At 41.6% G+C, this 14,973-nt stretch carries 11 protein-coding genes; 8 read left to right on the top strand and 3 right to left on the bottom strand.

Annotation, left to right across the window (positions count from 1 at the left end; translation table 11 throughout):
* The first annotated feature begins 9 nt into the window (after window positions 1-9).
* The 8 genes from NG22_RS02145 to NG22_RS02110 all read left to right on the top strand — a co-directional run bounded on the left by NG22_RS02145 (window position 10) and on the right by NG22_RS02110 (window position 10,482).
* On the top strand, window positions 10-606 hold the full coding sequence (locus NG22_RS02145; protein ID WP_053404190.1) for a chemotaxis protein CheB: 597 nt from the start codon (window positions 10-12) through the stop codon (window positions 604-606).
* Window positions 603-1,421 carry a GAF domain-containing protein gene (locus tag NG22_RS02140; protein WP_053404189.1) on the top strand — a complete coding sequence of 273 codons (819 nt, stop codon included), beginning with the start codon at window positions 603-605 and terminating at the stop codon, window positions 1,419-1,421. Before NG22_RS02145 ends, NG22_RS02140 begins: the two co-directional genes overlap by 4 nt.
* Before the next feature lie 20 nt (window positions 1,422-1,441).
* On the top strand, window positions 1,442-4,822 hold the full coding sequence (locus tag NG22_RS02135; protein ID WP_053404188.1) for a PAS domain S-box protein: 3,381 nt from the start codon (window positions 1,442-1,444) through the stop codon (window positions 4,820-4,822).
* Window positions 4,823-4,947: 125 nt separating this feature from the next.
* Window positions 4,948-5,475 carry a SiaB family protein kinase gene (locus NG22_RS02130; RefSeq protein WP_053404187.1) on the top strand — a complete coding sequence of 176 codons (528 nt, stop codon included), beginning with the start codon at window positions 4,948-4,950 and terminating at the stop codon, window positions 5,473-5,475.
* A 28-nt stretch (window positions 5,476-5,503) separates the two neighbouring features.
* Window positions 5,504-5,866 carry a DUF1987 domain-containing protein gene (locus NG22_RS02125; RefSeq protein ID WP_053404186.1) on the top strand — a complete coding sequence of 121 codons (363 nt, stop codon included), beginning with the start codon at window positions 5,504-5,506 and terminating at the stop codon, window positions 5,864-5,866.
* Window positions 5,867-5,942: 76 nt separating this feature from the next.
* Window positions 5,943-9,053, top strand: coding sequence for an ATP-binding cassette domain-containing protein (locus NG22_RS02120; RefSeq protein WP_053404185.1), 3,111 nt, complete (start codon window positions 5,943-5,945; stop codon window positions 9,051-9,053).
* Between the two features lie 90 nt (window positions 9,054-9,143).
* A complete protein-coding gene (locus NG22_RS02115) occupies window positions 9,144-10,043 on the top strand; it encodes a hypothetical protein (protein ID WP_053404184.1) in 900 nt (299 codons plus the stop codon).
* 10 nt (window positions 10,044-10,053) lie between these two features.
* Window positions 10,054-10,482, top strand: coding sequence for a hypothetical protein (locus NG22_RS02110; RefSeq protein ID WP_053404183.1), 429 nt, complete (start codon window positions 10,054-10,056; stop codon window positions 10,480-10,482).
* 70 nt (window positions 10,483-10,552) lie between these two features.
* Here NG22_RS02110 and NG22_RS02105 read toward each other — a convergent pair whose 3' ends face one another.
* The 3 genes from NG22_RS02105 to NG22_RS02095 all read right to left on the bottom strand — a co-directional run bounded on the left by NG22_RS02105 (window position 10,553) and on the right by NG22_RS02095 (window position 14,700).
* A complete protein-coding gene (locus tag NG22_RS02105; RefSeq protein WP_053404182.1) occupies window positions 10,553-11,284 on the bottom strand; it encodes an ABC transporter ATP-binding protein in 732 nt (243 codons plus the stop codon).
* Between the two features lie 85 nt (window positions 11,285-11,369).
* Window positions 11,370-11,612, bottom strand: a complete 243-nt coding sequence (locus tag NG22_RS02100) for a hypothetical protein (protein ID WP_053404181.1) — start codon at window positions 11,610-11,612, stop codon at window positions 11,370-11,372.
* A gap of 157 nt (window positions 11,613-11,769) precedes the next feature.
* Window positions 11,770-14,700 carry a hypothetical protein gene (locus NG22_RS02095; protein ID WP_053404180.1) on the bottom strand — a complete coding sequence of 977 codons (2,931 nt, stop codon included), beginning with the start codon at window positions 14,698-14,700 and terminating at the stop codon, window positions 11,770-11,772.
* Window positions 14,701-14,973: the final 273 nt, after the last annotated feature.

Genomic DNA, 14,973 nt, shown 5'->3' with positions numbered 1-14,973 from the left:
TCTTTTTGCATGAGAAATTTCAAAATTAATTCTGACTATAAAGCCGTAGTGATCGGGGGATCCGCCGGAAGCTTTCAGGGAATCACCAAAATTCTTAGCCAGATTCCTGAAGATTTCCCCCTGCCTATCATTATGTGCCTACACCGGCTAAAACACGTCCGGAATGGCTTCGTGGAAGCTTTAAAGCTCAAAAGCACCAAGGACATTGTGGAGCCGGTGGATAAGGAAAGTATTCGGCGGGGACAGGTTTACCTGGCTCCGGCAAATTATCATCTTTCCATTGAATTAGGCAATTACTTTTCCTTGTCAACAGAGGAAATGTTTAATAATTCTCGTCCGGCCATTGACATCACCCTGGGGACTGCCGCCTATGCCTATCGGCATCGCCTGGTGGGCATTTTACTTTCCGGCGCTAATCGCGATGGAGGAATAGGAATGGCCAGGATTCAACAAAAGGGTGGCCTGACCATCGTCCAGGACCGGGAAGAATGCATGATTTCTACCATGCCACAAGCAGCCTTGGATCTTGCCCCCATGGATTACGAACTGAAATTAAATGAAATAATAGATTTCCTTAACCAATTGCACAAAAAGCTTAACTCATGAAACAGCAAAAAAGGAACATCTTTGGATTAGCCCTGGCTTCCATCACCATCGTCATTTCGCTGGTGGCGGCGGTTACCGGATATTTACTTCCGGACCAGTTAATGAATAATCTGGAAACCCTTCAATTGGATCAGCTACCGCAAATTCAATCCGAAGTTTTACCCCTTCAACTTATTATTGTTGGCAACCTGATCCTGACCATAGTCGCCTTGCTTTTTTATGTCAGTGCGATTAGAAATGCGGGGGAATCTCAGGTAATTTACATTGACCGCCACTCGGATGAAGACAACAGCGAAGAAATAATCGCCTCTGAAGAACAACACCGTACCTATTGGGACAGCGGATTAGTGGAACGAATATTCAATGAAAGCAACCAATTAAAAGAGGGGCTTGAAAAGGTACTGCATAAATTATGTAAGGAATTAGAAGCGGGCCAAGGTGCACTTTACCTGATCGAAGAGCAGGAAGAAATCAAAAAAGCGATTTTTCAGGCTGGCTATGCCTTCTCTGTGGGAGAATCTTCCAAATTCGAAATTGAGCAGGGAGATGGTATTATTGGACAATGTATTAAGGAGGGTCAGGCTTACAATTTGAATAAAATTCCTGAAGGATACATTAGAATTCTCTCAGGCCTGGGAGAGTCTAACCCTACCGCACTGGCAGTACTTCCTATTCTGTCGGAGGGACAGGTGCTTGGAGTGGTGGAAATTGCATCCTTTACTGCTTTCACCTCTCAGGATATCGATTTCATCAATCATGTATTAAATCAGCTGGTAGAGCAATTGCCAAAGCCTGCTGCTTTAGCCAAAAGTTAATTTAAAATCCCTAGTCAACCATGTTAAAAGATTTAAAATTTGGCGCTAAAATCTCGGTCATCATATTTTTCATGATGCTGTTGGCTGTGAGCTTAATGGGATTTTTAGGGTATCGCCTATCCAAGAAAACTACCCAGGAGCAGTTCAGCCGCACGATTGAGACGCACAACGAGTTAAAAGCGGAACAGATCAATGCGCTGGTCAACAACCAAAAAAACTGGCTCACTACCATCGCTAATAGTGTCCAAAACAAATTAAATGAGACGGACTCCCTGCCGTCCATGGGTAAAATTCAACAGATTCTCCCAAAATATACTTTCACTCACCTTTATTTAGTAGACGCGGAGGGGATCGTTTTGGCCTCAGATGAAGCAGCGGCAGTCAATCAATTCATTGAGGATCCTACCGGTGTTATTTTATCAAATATCGACGCCCCAAGCCTGATCAGCCCTGCATATAAGAAAGGAAAAGTGACTGTTTATACGCTAGGAAAACAGATTCAGGCAGGAGAAAAGCGTTACACCCTTTTGGCTGAAGCAGATGCGACATCGTTATTCAACATCATTCAGCGTTCGGATCAACTCGGTGAAACCGGCGAATCGTTTATCGTTTACGCCCAAAAGGAAAAAATCATCCTGGCCTCTCCTTTGAAAAAACAACAGCAGCAGGATATATATGCGGAAGACCTCACTCATGCCTATTATATGTGGGCCATTAAAGGACAACAGGCGACGGGCTACCAAACAGACTATGCCGGGGATCGCGTATTGGCCAGCTGGGCAGAAATCCCCAACCTGGGGATGGGGATTATCACCAAGATTGATGAATCTGAGGTTTACAACAATTCCACCAGGCTGATTTGGCAATTTATTGCCGCAGGCATTGCAGTAATCATTATTGCACTTATCATTACGACCATCTTCTCCAAATTCCTAACGCAAGCCCTTCACCGATTGAGAGTAACCCTGCAGCTGGTAGGAAGTGGCGTGTTGCCTGAAAAAATTGATCAGGAGGGCAAAGATGAAATTGGTTTAATGGCCGAGGATGTCTCTCATTTGGTTTCCGGACTAAAGAGAACCGCTCAGTTTGCCCATAAAATTGGAAAAGGACAGTTTGATGTAGATTATGAACCGCTCAGTGATAAAGATTCTTTAGGAAATTCACTGATCAACATGCGGGACAATATTCAGGAAGCGGAAGCCAGAGATAAAGAGCGAAACCGCATTGTCCATGGCCTGGCGGAAATTTCTGAAATCCTTCGTTCTCATGATGAACTTGATGTACTGGGAGATGAAATAGTGCAGTTTGTTTGCGCTAAAATCAACGCCATCCAGGGCGCCTTCTATACCATTGAAAAAGAGGACGATCAGGACGATATTCGAAAAAGCACGATCGCTATGCGTGCCAGTTATGCCTACAACAGAAAGAAATACCTGAAAAGTACCTTCAAATTTGCGGAAGGTTTAGTGGGACAGGCCGCGGCAGAGAAAGACATTGTCTTAAGGACGGAGATTCCCTATGACTATGTTACCGTAACCTCCGGACTACTTGGGGATCAAAGACCAACCTGTATTTTGGTGGTGCCTTTAATTACAGAGGAAGAGGTTTATGGCGTAGTCGAATTTGCCGGTTTTGAGCGATTCTCTCCATCTGACGTAAAATTTGTTCAGGAAATATCGGTGATTATTGCCCGAACTATTTCCAACATCAAGGTCAACGCCACCACAAGACGCTTACTGGATGAATCCAGAAAGATGTCCAACGAATTACAGGAAAAGCAGGAAATTCTTCAGCAAAATGCAGAAGAAATGCAGGCTACCCAGGAAGAGCTGCAACGCACCAACCAACAGTTGGAAGAGCAGATTGACGAAGTGAATCGTGGGCAGCGACAAATGCAGCTTTTACTTGAAAATGCATCCGAGGTCATTACGATTTATGATCGCAACGGAAATATCAAATACGTTTCTCCATCGGTTACCAAAATTTTTGGCTATAAACCAGAAGAACTGGAGGGCACTAATGATTCCGGAAAAGTACTGGAGCATTACCGCGCAGCATTACAGCAGGAATTCACTAACCTGATTAATAATGCCAACGAAGCGGTCAACCTGCAATTTGAGTATCGCAAAAAAGATGGAGAAGCCATTTGGCTAGAGGCCACCGGTAATAATCACCTGAACGACCCGGCTATTGCGGGACTTCTATTCAATTACCGTGATATCACCGAAAGAAAAAGAGCGGAGCAAGAGGAGCGTATGAGATCGAAAATGCAATCTCTTTCAGAAAACTCTCCTGACCTTATCACCCGATTCAATCAGGATGGCAAGGTGTTCTATATTAACCCGACCATTGAGCAATACACGGATAAAACGCCGGAAGACTTTACGGAAAAGTCCTTTGAAGAAGCCGAAATCCCTGAAAACATTACATCAAAATACAATGAAATCATTGCAGATGTAATGGAAATAGGCGCTCAAAAAGCAGTGGAGATTAACTTCCCTTCTGATAAAATGGGAGAGCGGATTATGCAGCTTAGGGGTATTCCGGAATTTGACGAAGAAGAAAATATCGAATCGGTATTGGTGGTTTCTCATGATATTACCGAACGCAAATTAATTGAGCTGGAGGTTAAAAATCAGAATAAGAAAATTACGGAATCCATCAACTATGCCAAGCGTATCCAGTGGGCCATTGTTCCGGACGAACAGGTCATTGAAAAACATTTGCCGGACTCCATGATCTTTTACAAAGCCAAGGACGTGGTCAGTGGTGACTTCCCTTGGTATGCAGAGGTTGGAGATGATGTTTATTTAGCAGCCGTTGATTGTACTGGCCACGGTGTTCCGGGCGCGTTGATCTCCCTGATCGGATACTTCTTACTGAATGATATTGTAAAATCTCAGAAAATATCAGATCCGGGAAAAATCCTCGACATGTTAGATGCGGGAGTTACAGAGACTTTAAAACAGGAAAGAGGAGATTCCATGAGTAAAGATGGAATGGACTTGGCACTTGTAAAAATTAATAAAAAAACAAATAAAGTATCATTTGCGGGAGCGCATCGATCGCTTTATTTTGTGAACCAAGGTACATTGGAAGAAATCAAAGGTAACAAATTCGCTATTGGCGGAGGACGTTATCGTAATCAGACCGACTTCACCACGCATGAATTAGAAATGCAGAAAGACGATTTGATTGTGTTCTGTTCTGATGGATTCCCTGATCAGTTTGGTGGTCCTTTGAACCGAAAATTCGGTCCGAAAAGGCTACGTGAACTTATTCAAACTAACCATAACTTACCGATGAAGGAAATGCAGAAAGTCTTTGAGGGTGCATGGGTTGACTGGAAGGCTGACTATAAGCAGACTGATGATGTCTTGTTAATGGCGATTCGCTTTTAATGGGATAAAAGTTACTTCAAAGTTTAATATTTCAAGACAAAGTCTTAAACTTTAGGTAAGATTATAAATTAATACTGTTAATCAATAAATTTGTTAATACATCTTGTTTTCAAACCGTTCATCCTATGAAATTCATTTTTGATCTACACAAGACCATGTTGGAGAACAATCTGATTTTGGTTTATGAGGGGGAATTTACCCAGGAAATAACAAAGTCCGTTCTTGCCATGGCTGAGAGGAATATGGATTCGATCGGAGAAGAATCGAGTACAAAAAGAAAAGTTTTTAACGTAATGGTCGAGTGCTTGCAAAACATTGTAAAGCATGGTGAGGACGAGGCCAATAAACAAGCCATTTTCATGATTGGAAAAGAAAATGAGCAATACGTGATCACTTCCGGCAACCCTATCCGAAACGAATTTGTGGAAGGCCTGAAATCCAAATTGGAAGAGATCAACTCTCTAGATAAAGAAGGTTTAAAAAGCCTTTATAAAGAGATTATTAAAAACACTTCTATCTCCGATAAAGGAGGCGCAGGACTAGGTTTTGTGGATATGGCTCGTAAATCCGGTCAAGAATTAGCTTATGACTTCAAACCTTTGGATGATGCTTATTCTTTTTTCTCTCTAAAAACCTGCATCAGACGCGCTTAAAAAATTTAAGAAAACTAATTTCAAAAAAATGAATATTATCAACCTAGAAGGCACAGAGGATACCCCAAAAATCTTGCTAGACAAGGACAATGGTATTTTTGAGATTTCAGGGCGCTCGCTTCCTGAAGATTCTCAGGGTTTCTATCAACCTATTTTGGACTGGATCGGTGAATATGAAAATGCCGCCAACCCAAAGACCGAGTTTGTTTTTAAGTTGGAGTATTTTAATACGGCTTCTTCAAAATTAATTTTGGATGTTCTGTCGGCATTGGAGGAAATTGAGGGAACGGTAATCCACTGGTATTATCTGGAGGATGATGAAGATATGCAGGAGGCCGGGGAAGAATTCTCTGAATTGGTGGACCTGGAATTTGAATTCAAAGAGTATTAATATACACTAGCTTGAAACAAGAATGCAGGGTAGCTTTATCCTGCATTTTTAACATCAACCCAACACACCAAATCCTATGAGTGAGGAGATACTAAGAGCCCTCACCCAGCTTTTTGCAATTATCACCAAGCAAGACGGCGGGGTTACAGAGAAAGAGCGTCAACACGTTCTCAGCTTTTTTAAACAGGAATTAGATCAGGATACGGTAGTCAACTATCTCGCCATGTATGATGAGTTGGTGGGCTATGGTAAAAAAGAAGAGGAAGAAGAGGATACTGCCAGTGAGCAGACAGAGGTCAAAAAGAAACCCCGCAGAACTCTTATGAAGGATTCTGTCAGGACGCTTGGCATCTGCAAAAAAATTAACAAAACCCTCACCCAAAAGCAAAAGGTGGTGGTGTTGATGAAGCTGTTGGAATTGGTTGCGTCAGACCGTAACTTATCCCCTCAGCGAATGGAAATTATCAATACAGTTTCCTCTGTTTTTAAACTAACCGCTGACGAATACAAAGCCTGTGAAGCTTTTATCCTTTTGGAAGAGGACGACAATTCAGAAATAGACACTATTCTGACCATGTCGAAAGCAGCCAAGCGTGAAGAAAGCAAACACATCAAGGGGGATATCCGTGGCTATTTGCATTTCCTTCGCATTCCAAGCGTTGAGATGTACTTTGTGAAATATGTGGGCAATGAGGATATCATTCTCAATGGCTTCATATTGAAAGGCCGGGGAGTATATTTGTTTTCCAATGGAAGCACCATTAAAACGCCCAAAGGAGCTGCACTGTACTACAGTGATTTAATCCGCAATTTTTTCCATGAAGATAAACTGACCGCTCTTTCTTTTAATGCGGATGAACTGGAATTCCGCTTTCCTAATGGTGATATTGGTCTGAGAAACATCAATATCTCGGAAGGCCCCGGCAAGTTAATTGGTATCATGGGAGCATCGGGAGCGGGCAAGACTACCCTACTCAATGTATTGGCTGGTCTCAACGCCCCATCCGCCGGAAAAATCTCCATCAATAATCTCGATCTCAACCACCCCCTTGACAAAGAAGAGCTTAAAGGGGTGATCGGCTATATTGCGCAGGACGACCTGTTGATTGAAGAGCTTACCGTTTACGAAAACCTTTACTATAATGCCAAGCTTTGCTTTGATGATATGCCCGAAGAGGAACTTCATCAGCGCGTTATGGATGTTCTGTCCAGCCTGGGACTGGAGGCAAGAAAGGATTTGCGCGTGGGTAGCGTCCTGGATAAAACCATTTCTGGTGGACAAAGAAAGAGATTAAATATTGCGTTGGAACTTATCCGGGAGCCGGCCGTCTTATTTGTGGATGAACCGACCTCAGGCTTGTCTTCCCGAGATTCGGAAAATGTGATTGACCTTTTGAAGGAGCTGTCTTTAAGAGGAAAGCTCATTTTTGTAGTGATTCACCAACCTTCCTCGGACATCTATAAGATGTTCGATAAAATGATCATTTTAGATACGGGTGGATATCAGATTTTCTACGGACATCCTGTGGAAGCGGTTAACTATTTCAAAAGGGAAACCAATCAGGTAGATGCTGAACGTGGGCAGTGCCCTTCCTGTGGGAATGTGAACCCGGAACAGATATTCAATATCGTTGAAGCGAGGGTAGTGGACGAATATGGGGAATTCACCAAGAAAAGAAAAATCACCCCCACTCAGTGGAAAAATAAATACGAGGAAAATTTCGACCATGCCCGCATTGCGGACGTAAAGGAAAAACCTCAAAAAAGCTTAAAAATCCCCAACTACCTGAAACAGGCGGCCATTTTCCTCAAAAGGGATGTGCTGGCCAAGATTTCCAACAAACAGTATATGATTATCAATTTGTTGGAAGCGCCGGTTTTAGCACTCGTGTTAGCCTTTATCATTCGATATAAATCAGCCCCGGATTTGTCCGGCTATATTTATCGATTTAATGAGAACATCCCCATCTTCATTATGATGGCGGTAATCGTTTCCTTGTTTATGGGGCTCACGGTCAGTGCGGAAGAAATCATCCGGGATAAGAAGATCCGAAAACGCGAATCCTTCCTGAACCTGAGTTGGAACAGTTACCTGATGTCCAAAATCGGAATCCTATTCACATTATCCGCTATACAAGCCTTGGGTTTTGTATTAGTGAGTAATATGATTCTCGAAATAAAAGGAATGCTGTTCCCCTATTGGCTGGTGATGTTTTCTGTTGCCTGTTTTGCTAATATTCTGGGACTTAATATTTCCTCTGCATTTAATTCAGCCGTAACCGTTTACATCCTAATCCCATTGGTGATCATTCCGCAAATGGTATTAAGTGGACTACTTTTCCCATTTGAAAAAATGAATGAAATGATTTCCACCAAAGGAAAGGTACCCGTGATTGCAGATGTAATGGTTTCCAGATGGTCCTATGAAGCCCTGGCCGTAAAACAGTTCCGGGACAATGCCTATGAGGCAGTATATTTCCCGATGGAACAACAGGAACGACAGGCTGATTTTAAGGCCAGCTATTTCATCAAGGAAATCAAAGCAGAATTATTGTATATCAAAAACAATATCAACAGTGAAAAACCGGACGAGATTGCTCAGGTAGATCATAATCTGCTCACCATCAAAAACGCCTTAGCCAGGGAAGAATTTCAAAAAGGCTTAGAGGACATTGATTTAGACCTTTTACTGAAACGGGAGAACTTCAATCAAGGCACTGAGGATATCATTTTAAACTATCTCGAACATTTAGAGGGACACTATCTGGAACTTTTTAATAAGGCAGTAGCCAAGAAAGAGTTCTATATGCATAAACTTCAAAATGCTGAAGGCTCCAACTACGATTTGAATCAATTCAAAAACGAGTACGCTAATGAAAGCCTTACTGATTTGGTAAGAAACTTATCGGTTCAGGATAGAATTTTACAGTATGACGGAAATTTGCTTCAGCAGCTGGACCCTATCTTCCAAATCCCGGAGAACCCGAAGCATGCGTTGGATTATCGTACCCATTTCTTTGCCCCGCAAAAGCATTTATTTGGCGTTTATTTTGACACCTTCTGGTTCAATATTACGATTATCTGGCTGATGACAGCTTGTTTATATTTTACCTTGTATAAAGAATTATTGCTAAAATTAATTGATAGTTTTGGCAAGCTAAAGTTTAATAAGAAATCGGAAGGATAATCAAGCAGACACAGTAGTATTGATTAACCTTTTCACCAAATATTTCAAATTGACTTTTTTTTATTACCTTTAACAATAAATTTGTTTGTAATGAGAAAACTAATATTAGGACTCTTGCCTTTCATGTTTTGGGCGTGCTCTGATAAAAAACCTAACACAGAAAACCTGGATGCTGAATTTGAAGCTCAACAGGAAACTAGTGCTCCTGAAGTATCTCAGGACGTGATTGAAGGTATTATCCAGCAAATCCCTTCTCCCTTGGAAATTTCTTTCTTATTAAAAGACCAGGGAGTTAAGTATAACAATGAATTCTTAAATGATCCAAAAGCCACTTCTAACTATAACAGTGACTTTCAAAAAGCGATTAACTTAGGGATTTACGGTACTGATCTAGGTTATACCAACATCTACGAACAGAATCAGGATGCGATTTACTATTTACAGTCCATTCAGAAGCTTTCCGAAGGATTAAATATTGGGCAATTCTTTAACTTTAAAGAAATCAAAAGATTAGCCACTAATAGTAGTAATTTAGATTCTTTACTTTTAACTACTACTAAAAACTTCAATAGTATTAATGCGTATCTTCAACAGAAGAAGAGAGCAAATTTAAGTGTTTTACTATTGACTGGTGGTTGGCTTGAGGCTCTTCATATTACCACGAAAGTTGCTGAGTCAGACGTTTCTAATCAGGGACTTATCGATAAAATTGGTGAGCAAAAAATCATTTTGGATCAGGTAAAACTCCTTTTGGATTTCTATAAAACTTCGGACCCTAACATCGGCCAGTTAAGAAAAGATTTTGAGCCACTTATCGAGGCCTTCAATCAGGTAGAGTTTATTTATACCTACCATGAGCCAGAAATGAAAGAGGTGGATGGAGAAATGGTCATTATTGACAACTCCACTACTGAAATAAAAATAACTCCTGAAATTTTGGCGAAAATCGGTTCGGAAACTCAAAAAATCCGTGCTAACGTTACCAAATAAGTTCCTTCCTATGAAAAATCTATTATTTGTATTTCTATTTTTAGCATTTGGTTTAGTCGCAGTTTCTCCTGCCCAGGCTCAGTGCAACAGTGATGGTTTTACGGACACCTGCTTAGGATCCCTGAAAGATGGCTTCACTTTCCTAAAAAGCTTTAAAATTGATGGACAGGGTGGTGCAAAACAAAAAGTAGAGTACAGCTATGTATTCAGTAAAGACACCAAGTATTACATCAACGTTTGTGGACAGAATGGTGTTGATGGTATTATTGTGACCATGTATGATTCCAACCGTAAACTTGTGGCGACAAACCATGCCAACGGCAAGTTTTACCCGGGCATCACTTACCCTTGTAATGCCACCGGTATTTATTACATTACCTTTACTTTCAAGGATTCTGAGAACTATTGCGGAGGATCTGTATTAGGTTTCAGTAGATAATAAAAACCATAAGGAACTAAAAAAACCTATTCCAAATCGGGATAGGTTTTTTTATATAGAATAAAAATGATTATTCTGCTGGCAACAAAGACTTTTCATAAGCCGGATCGCGGATATCATCATTCACAATATCGCTTTCAATCAAGCCATCTCTCAGGCGCACGATACGGTGGCTGTAATGGGCAATATCATCCTCATGCGTGACCATAATAATGGTATTTCCCTGATCATGCAATTCCTTAAAAATGGACATGATATCGTAGGAGGTACGGGTATCCAGATTACCGGTAGGCTCATCAGCTAATATAATACTGGGATCATTCACCAAAGCCCTTGCAATAGCGACACGCTGCCGCTGCCCACCGGAAAGCTCATTAGGTTTATGATTAGCCCGGGAGCCTAAACCCACACTTTCTAGGGCTTTTAAAGCCTTCGCCTCCCGTTCTTTCTTACCTATTCCGGCATAGACCAAAGGAAGCGCTACGTTGTCCAAAGAACTCGCACGAGGAAGCAAATTAAAAGTCTGAAAGACAAAGCCAATTTCTTTATTCCGAACTTCTGCCAATGCTGACTCATTCATATGGGAAACATCCTGCCCTTTTAATTCATAACTGCCTCCGGTTGGCGTATCAAGGCAGCCCACAATGTTCATTAAAGTAGATTTCCCCGAACCTGAAGGTCCCATAAAAGCAACATACTCCCCTTTATTAATTTCAATGGACACGCTTTTCAGGGCTGAAATAATTTCTGTCCCCATTTTATACAGGCGGGAAATATTTTCGGTCTTGATGATTGGCTTCATAATGTAGATATTTTCTAAAATATGAACAATTAAACCGAAAAAAGCGAGGTAATCAGGACTGTTGGAGGAAGAATTATTTTAACGGCTAATTGGAGTGGATTTTGAGGAAATGCTTCAGGCAGGGATCAATCAATTCAAAGGCGGTTTCAATCACACGGTTTACCTTCCCACTTTTGCGGCAGGACCAGACCTCAATATAATCTGCTTCCAAACGATAGAGGGAAATTTCCAGATCCGCAGCATTCACCCTGGAAATGCAGGTCCCCTCATCCATGATGATAGAGGCCTGCCGCTCAAAACTAAGCCCTTTTAAATGCGTGTATTTCATTGAATTAACTTAATGATACTTCCTATTGGTAAGTACGACAAAGCCTTCAATGTTTCAATCTGATAAAAAAAAGACCGGTGTAATATTTTGAGCCAGATCACGATAAAGGCCGGCAAAAATACAAAAACCGGCCAAAACTCACCAAGCCATTATGCGCTTACCAACTAAGCTCTTCCTCAGTTGATTCCACTATTTTCCCCTCAATATTAGCGCTCAGTTGTTCAAAAGCTTGTGGCGAAGCATAAGCACTAATCTCCTCCAATGCACTAAAAGCATAACCGTCCAATCCCATAGCAATACTTTGAACGGCATACCCTTTTGTCAATGGAATGGAATACTCATATTTATTGAGGTAGGTAAGGAATAGCTCATAACTTTCCTCTTTTTGCGGTAATTGATTCAAAAACCGGGAGGCAGCAACAACACCAGGCACAAAGAATGGGTTTCGTTCTAACAATTCTGTATAAGCGGAAAGTCCTTCCTGTACTGATGCATTTTCTGCCAAAACGGCATCAGAAAGCAGGGCCCAGTCTCCAACTAACATTTCCCGATACTGCTTGATTTCACTGATATTACCTTGATAAATAGCATTGGAAAGACGAATATCTGATGCAATACCGTCCGCCTGCTCTACTGCAACTGCCAACTGATCGACATATTGCCACTGGTCAAACTTCATGGTCACTGCCCATAACCAACGAAGTGCTTTCACTTTCCATGCATTCACATCCATCGCCTGTGCTACTTTGAATTGCTGATCAAAGTTCCAGTTCACCATATTATAACGCATGAGTAAAAACTTAGACGCATTATCCATTTGCTGCATATCAGGCGATTGTAATTGAGCTACCAACAAACTATCACTTTCATCAGCCGCCAAACGAAGCGCTTCCTCTCCTCTACCCGCTTCCACAAAAGCATTAAAGGCTAATTTTCGGGTGTCCTGATCCGGGAAGCGCAGACATTCCTGAATATGCTTCAGACCGACCTGAGGCTCTCCCAGTTCCCACATCCAAAGGGCCAGCGTTTTTTCATAGAAAGACTTGCTGAAAAAATTATTAAAAGAAAGATCTTTTAGCGCATCTATAGCAGAGCTCACCTTGCCCTTTTCATATTGATAAATCGCTAAATCATAATCCAATAATGCCTGATAGCTTTCATATTGTGCCTCTTCCTTCCATTCTTGAAGCGTTGATTCCCAGCCGGAATCCTCTAAAAAGATTTGGTGGATACTTCTATTGTGAATCTGGGCAATTTCCGGAAGTGAATTACTTTCCAATTCATTCAACTGAAAATCTTTGATCTCACTCCCTACTTCCACAAATGGAAGTAAGTTAGCATTAATAGCCACCTCCTCTTTTTGCGCAAAAGAATGAATCATATCAGCAGTTAGCGCCCCCTGAGAACGTTTATGCCAACTTAACCAATTGGCCGCATTCACTACCGCAACCGCGGGATCACCCATCAAGGCCTTATAAAGTTCCTGAGCCTGAGCCTGGTTCGTTTTCTCGTATAAACGCGCAAGATTGGTGCGTATCTCCGGATGATTTGGAAAATGTTCTAATCCTTTTTCTAGGCTAAATATGGCATCAAACCACTTTTCCTGCTGCAAATAAATATTACTGCTATTCACGAAGGCAAAGGGGCTGGGGTGTTTTTTATTTGCAGCCTTATAATAATCCAAAGCCTGAGCATTTCTCCCTTCCTCACTGGCTATCATGGCCAGGGCATAGTAAGAATGGTGATTTTTCCAACCGAGCCTGCTCCCTTTTTCATAATATCCTTTTGCCTCTAATATTTCCCCATGGGCATAATGCATATCTCCAATGGCATTATTATAAGCCGCCAGCACCTGGTTGTTTTGAACCATACTGTCTTTCAGCAGAAACAAAAATGCAATTCCAAATCCTATTAAATAAACGGTGCCTAAACCAAATTTGCGCCCGTTAAAAACCACTTTATGGGCAGCTGCACCGGCCTGAATGATATCCGAAAAATTGACGAACAGATAAATAAAGAATACCAACGAAAGCGAAAAGTGAAAAATGTAAACCATCTTCCCCAGCATATCCAGCATCACGTCGCTATCAGTGATGAAATAATGCGCAATGGTACTCCAGCAAATTAATGCTAGAGACAAGTATAACAAAGCACCCAAAGGCTGAAAAGGAATAAACCGGCCCCAGTTCATATCCTTGCCTTTCATGGCCCAGAAGCCAATCAATGTGGAAGCCGCTAACAGTATAAAAGGACTGTAAAAGAGGGCATCCTCCTCCAAACGAATATTCTGCTGATAAAAACCTAAGCCGACCAATGCCAAATAGCACAAAGATATCGCAATAAAGTGGAAAAAGTTATTTCCAACGACCTGCCTGCGACTCACCATATCAAACAACAACCAAAGGTTATCTATACCGACCATGAAAATAAATACCACGGTAAGCACTACCCAGGGCAAGGCACCATAGGTCATCACCCGCTCCAGGGCAAAATTTTCCTCTGCCATCAGGTGAAATCCATAAACAAGCAGCGCGTTTAAAATCACAAAAGCCAGCCACCTTAACCAAAGCGGCGTTTGACTAAGAATAGCCTGAAACAAAAAGGACAGCCCTCCATAAAGCACCACTGCTAATAATAAACCCCAGTTATAGAACTGACCGAATGGAATAAGCACTTCCAGTTTGAAATACACCAATATGGCAAATAAACCACAAAGCCCTACTGTATACCAAAAACGATTCAAACCACTCACCACCGCCCAAAGCATATTAAAAGCCCCTAAACAGGCCAGCCAAAAGACCAGTTGCCCAGTGAAAGAATATTGAATAGGGCTGCCTTCAAAGTATTGATGTAAAAGCAGGAAGTTCATTTCCAGGGGAGCTTCCATGGCTCCGACTTCCACCATGCGTAGTGCGATTGGAAAATCAGTAGTTTGACTCACCAAATTCCAGTGAATGGCCAAACCGGTTCCGCCAAAATAAAAATAGAAAAAAGTTAAGATGGCGAAGAGCACTAAAAACCCCAGCCCAGCCAATAAAAAGGACCATTGCTTTGGCCACTGTTTCCAAAAATTTATCGAATCGCTCATGAATACTAATTATATCCTGCAAAAATAAGGATTTAAGCCGAATTATTCACCGCTAAATTCAGTAGCTCGCCTTAAATGGCCTATTTCCGATTAGATAAGGTGTTGTTTATTGACTTATAAAAAGCCTACATTTACGCGAGCTTGCTTGCTCCTCATTCATCTGCTTCGTTGCAAAAAATTGAAACAGGAAGAATCCCTTCCCCCCTACCTGCAACTGAACAAGGATTTAAGCATGAATAAGCCGGGTTCAGGCATGGTGTGAGTCTTCTGCCT

It is taken from the genome of Persicobacter sp. CCB-QB2, assembly GCF_001274635.1.
Classification (GTDB): Bacteria; Bacteroidota; Bacteroidia; order Cytophagales; family Cyclobacteriaceae; genus Persicobacter; species Persicobacter diffluens.
Note: the sequence above shows the minus strand (reverse complement) of the source record. Positions and strands in the feature narration are given on the sequence as shown.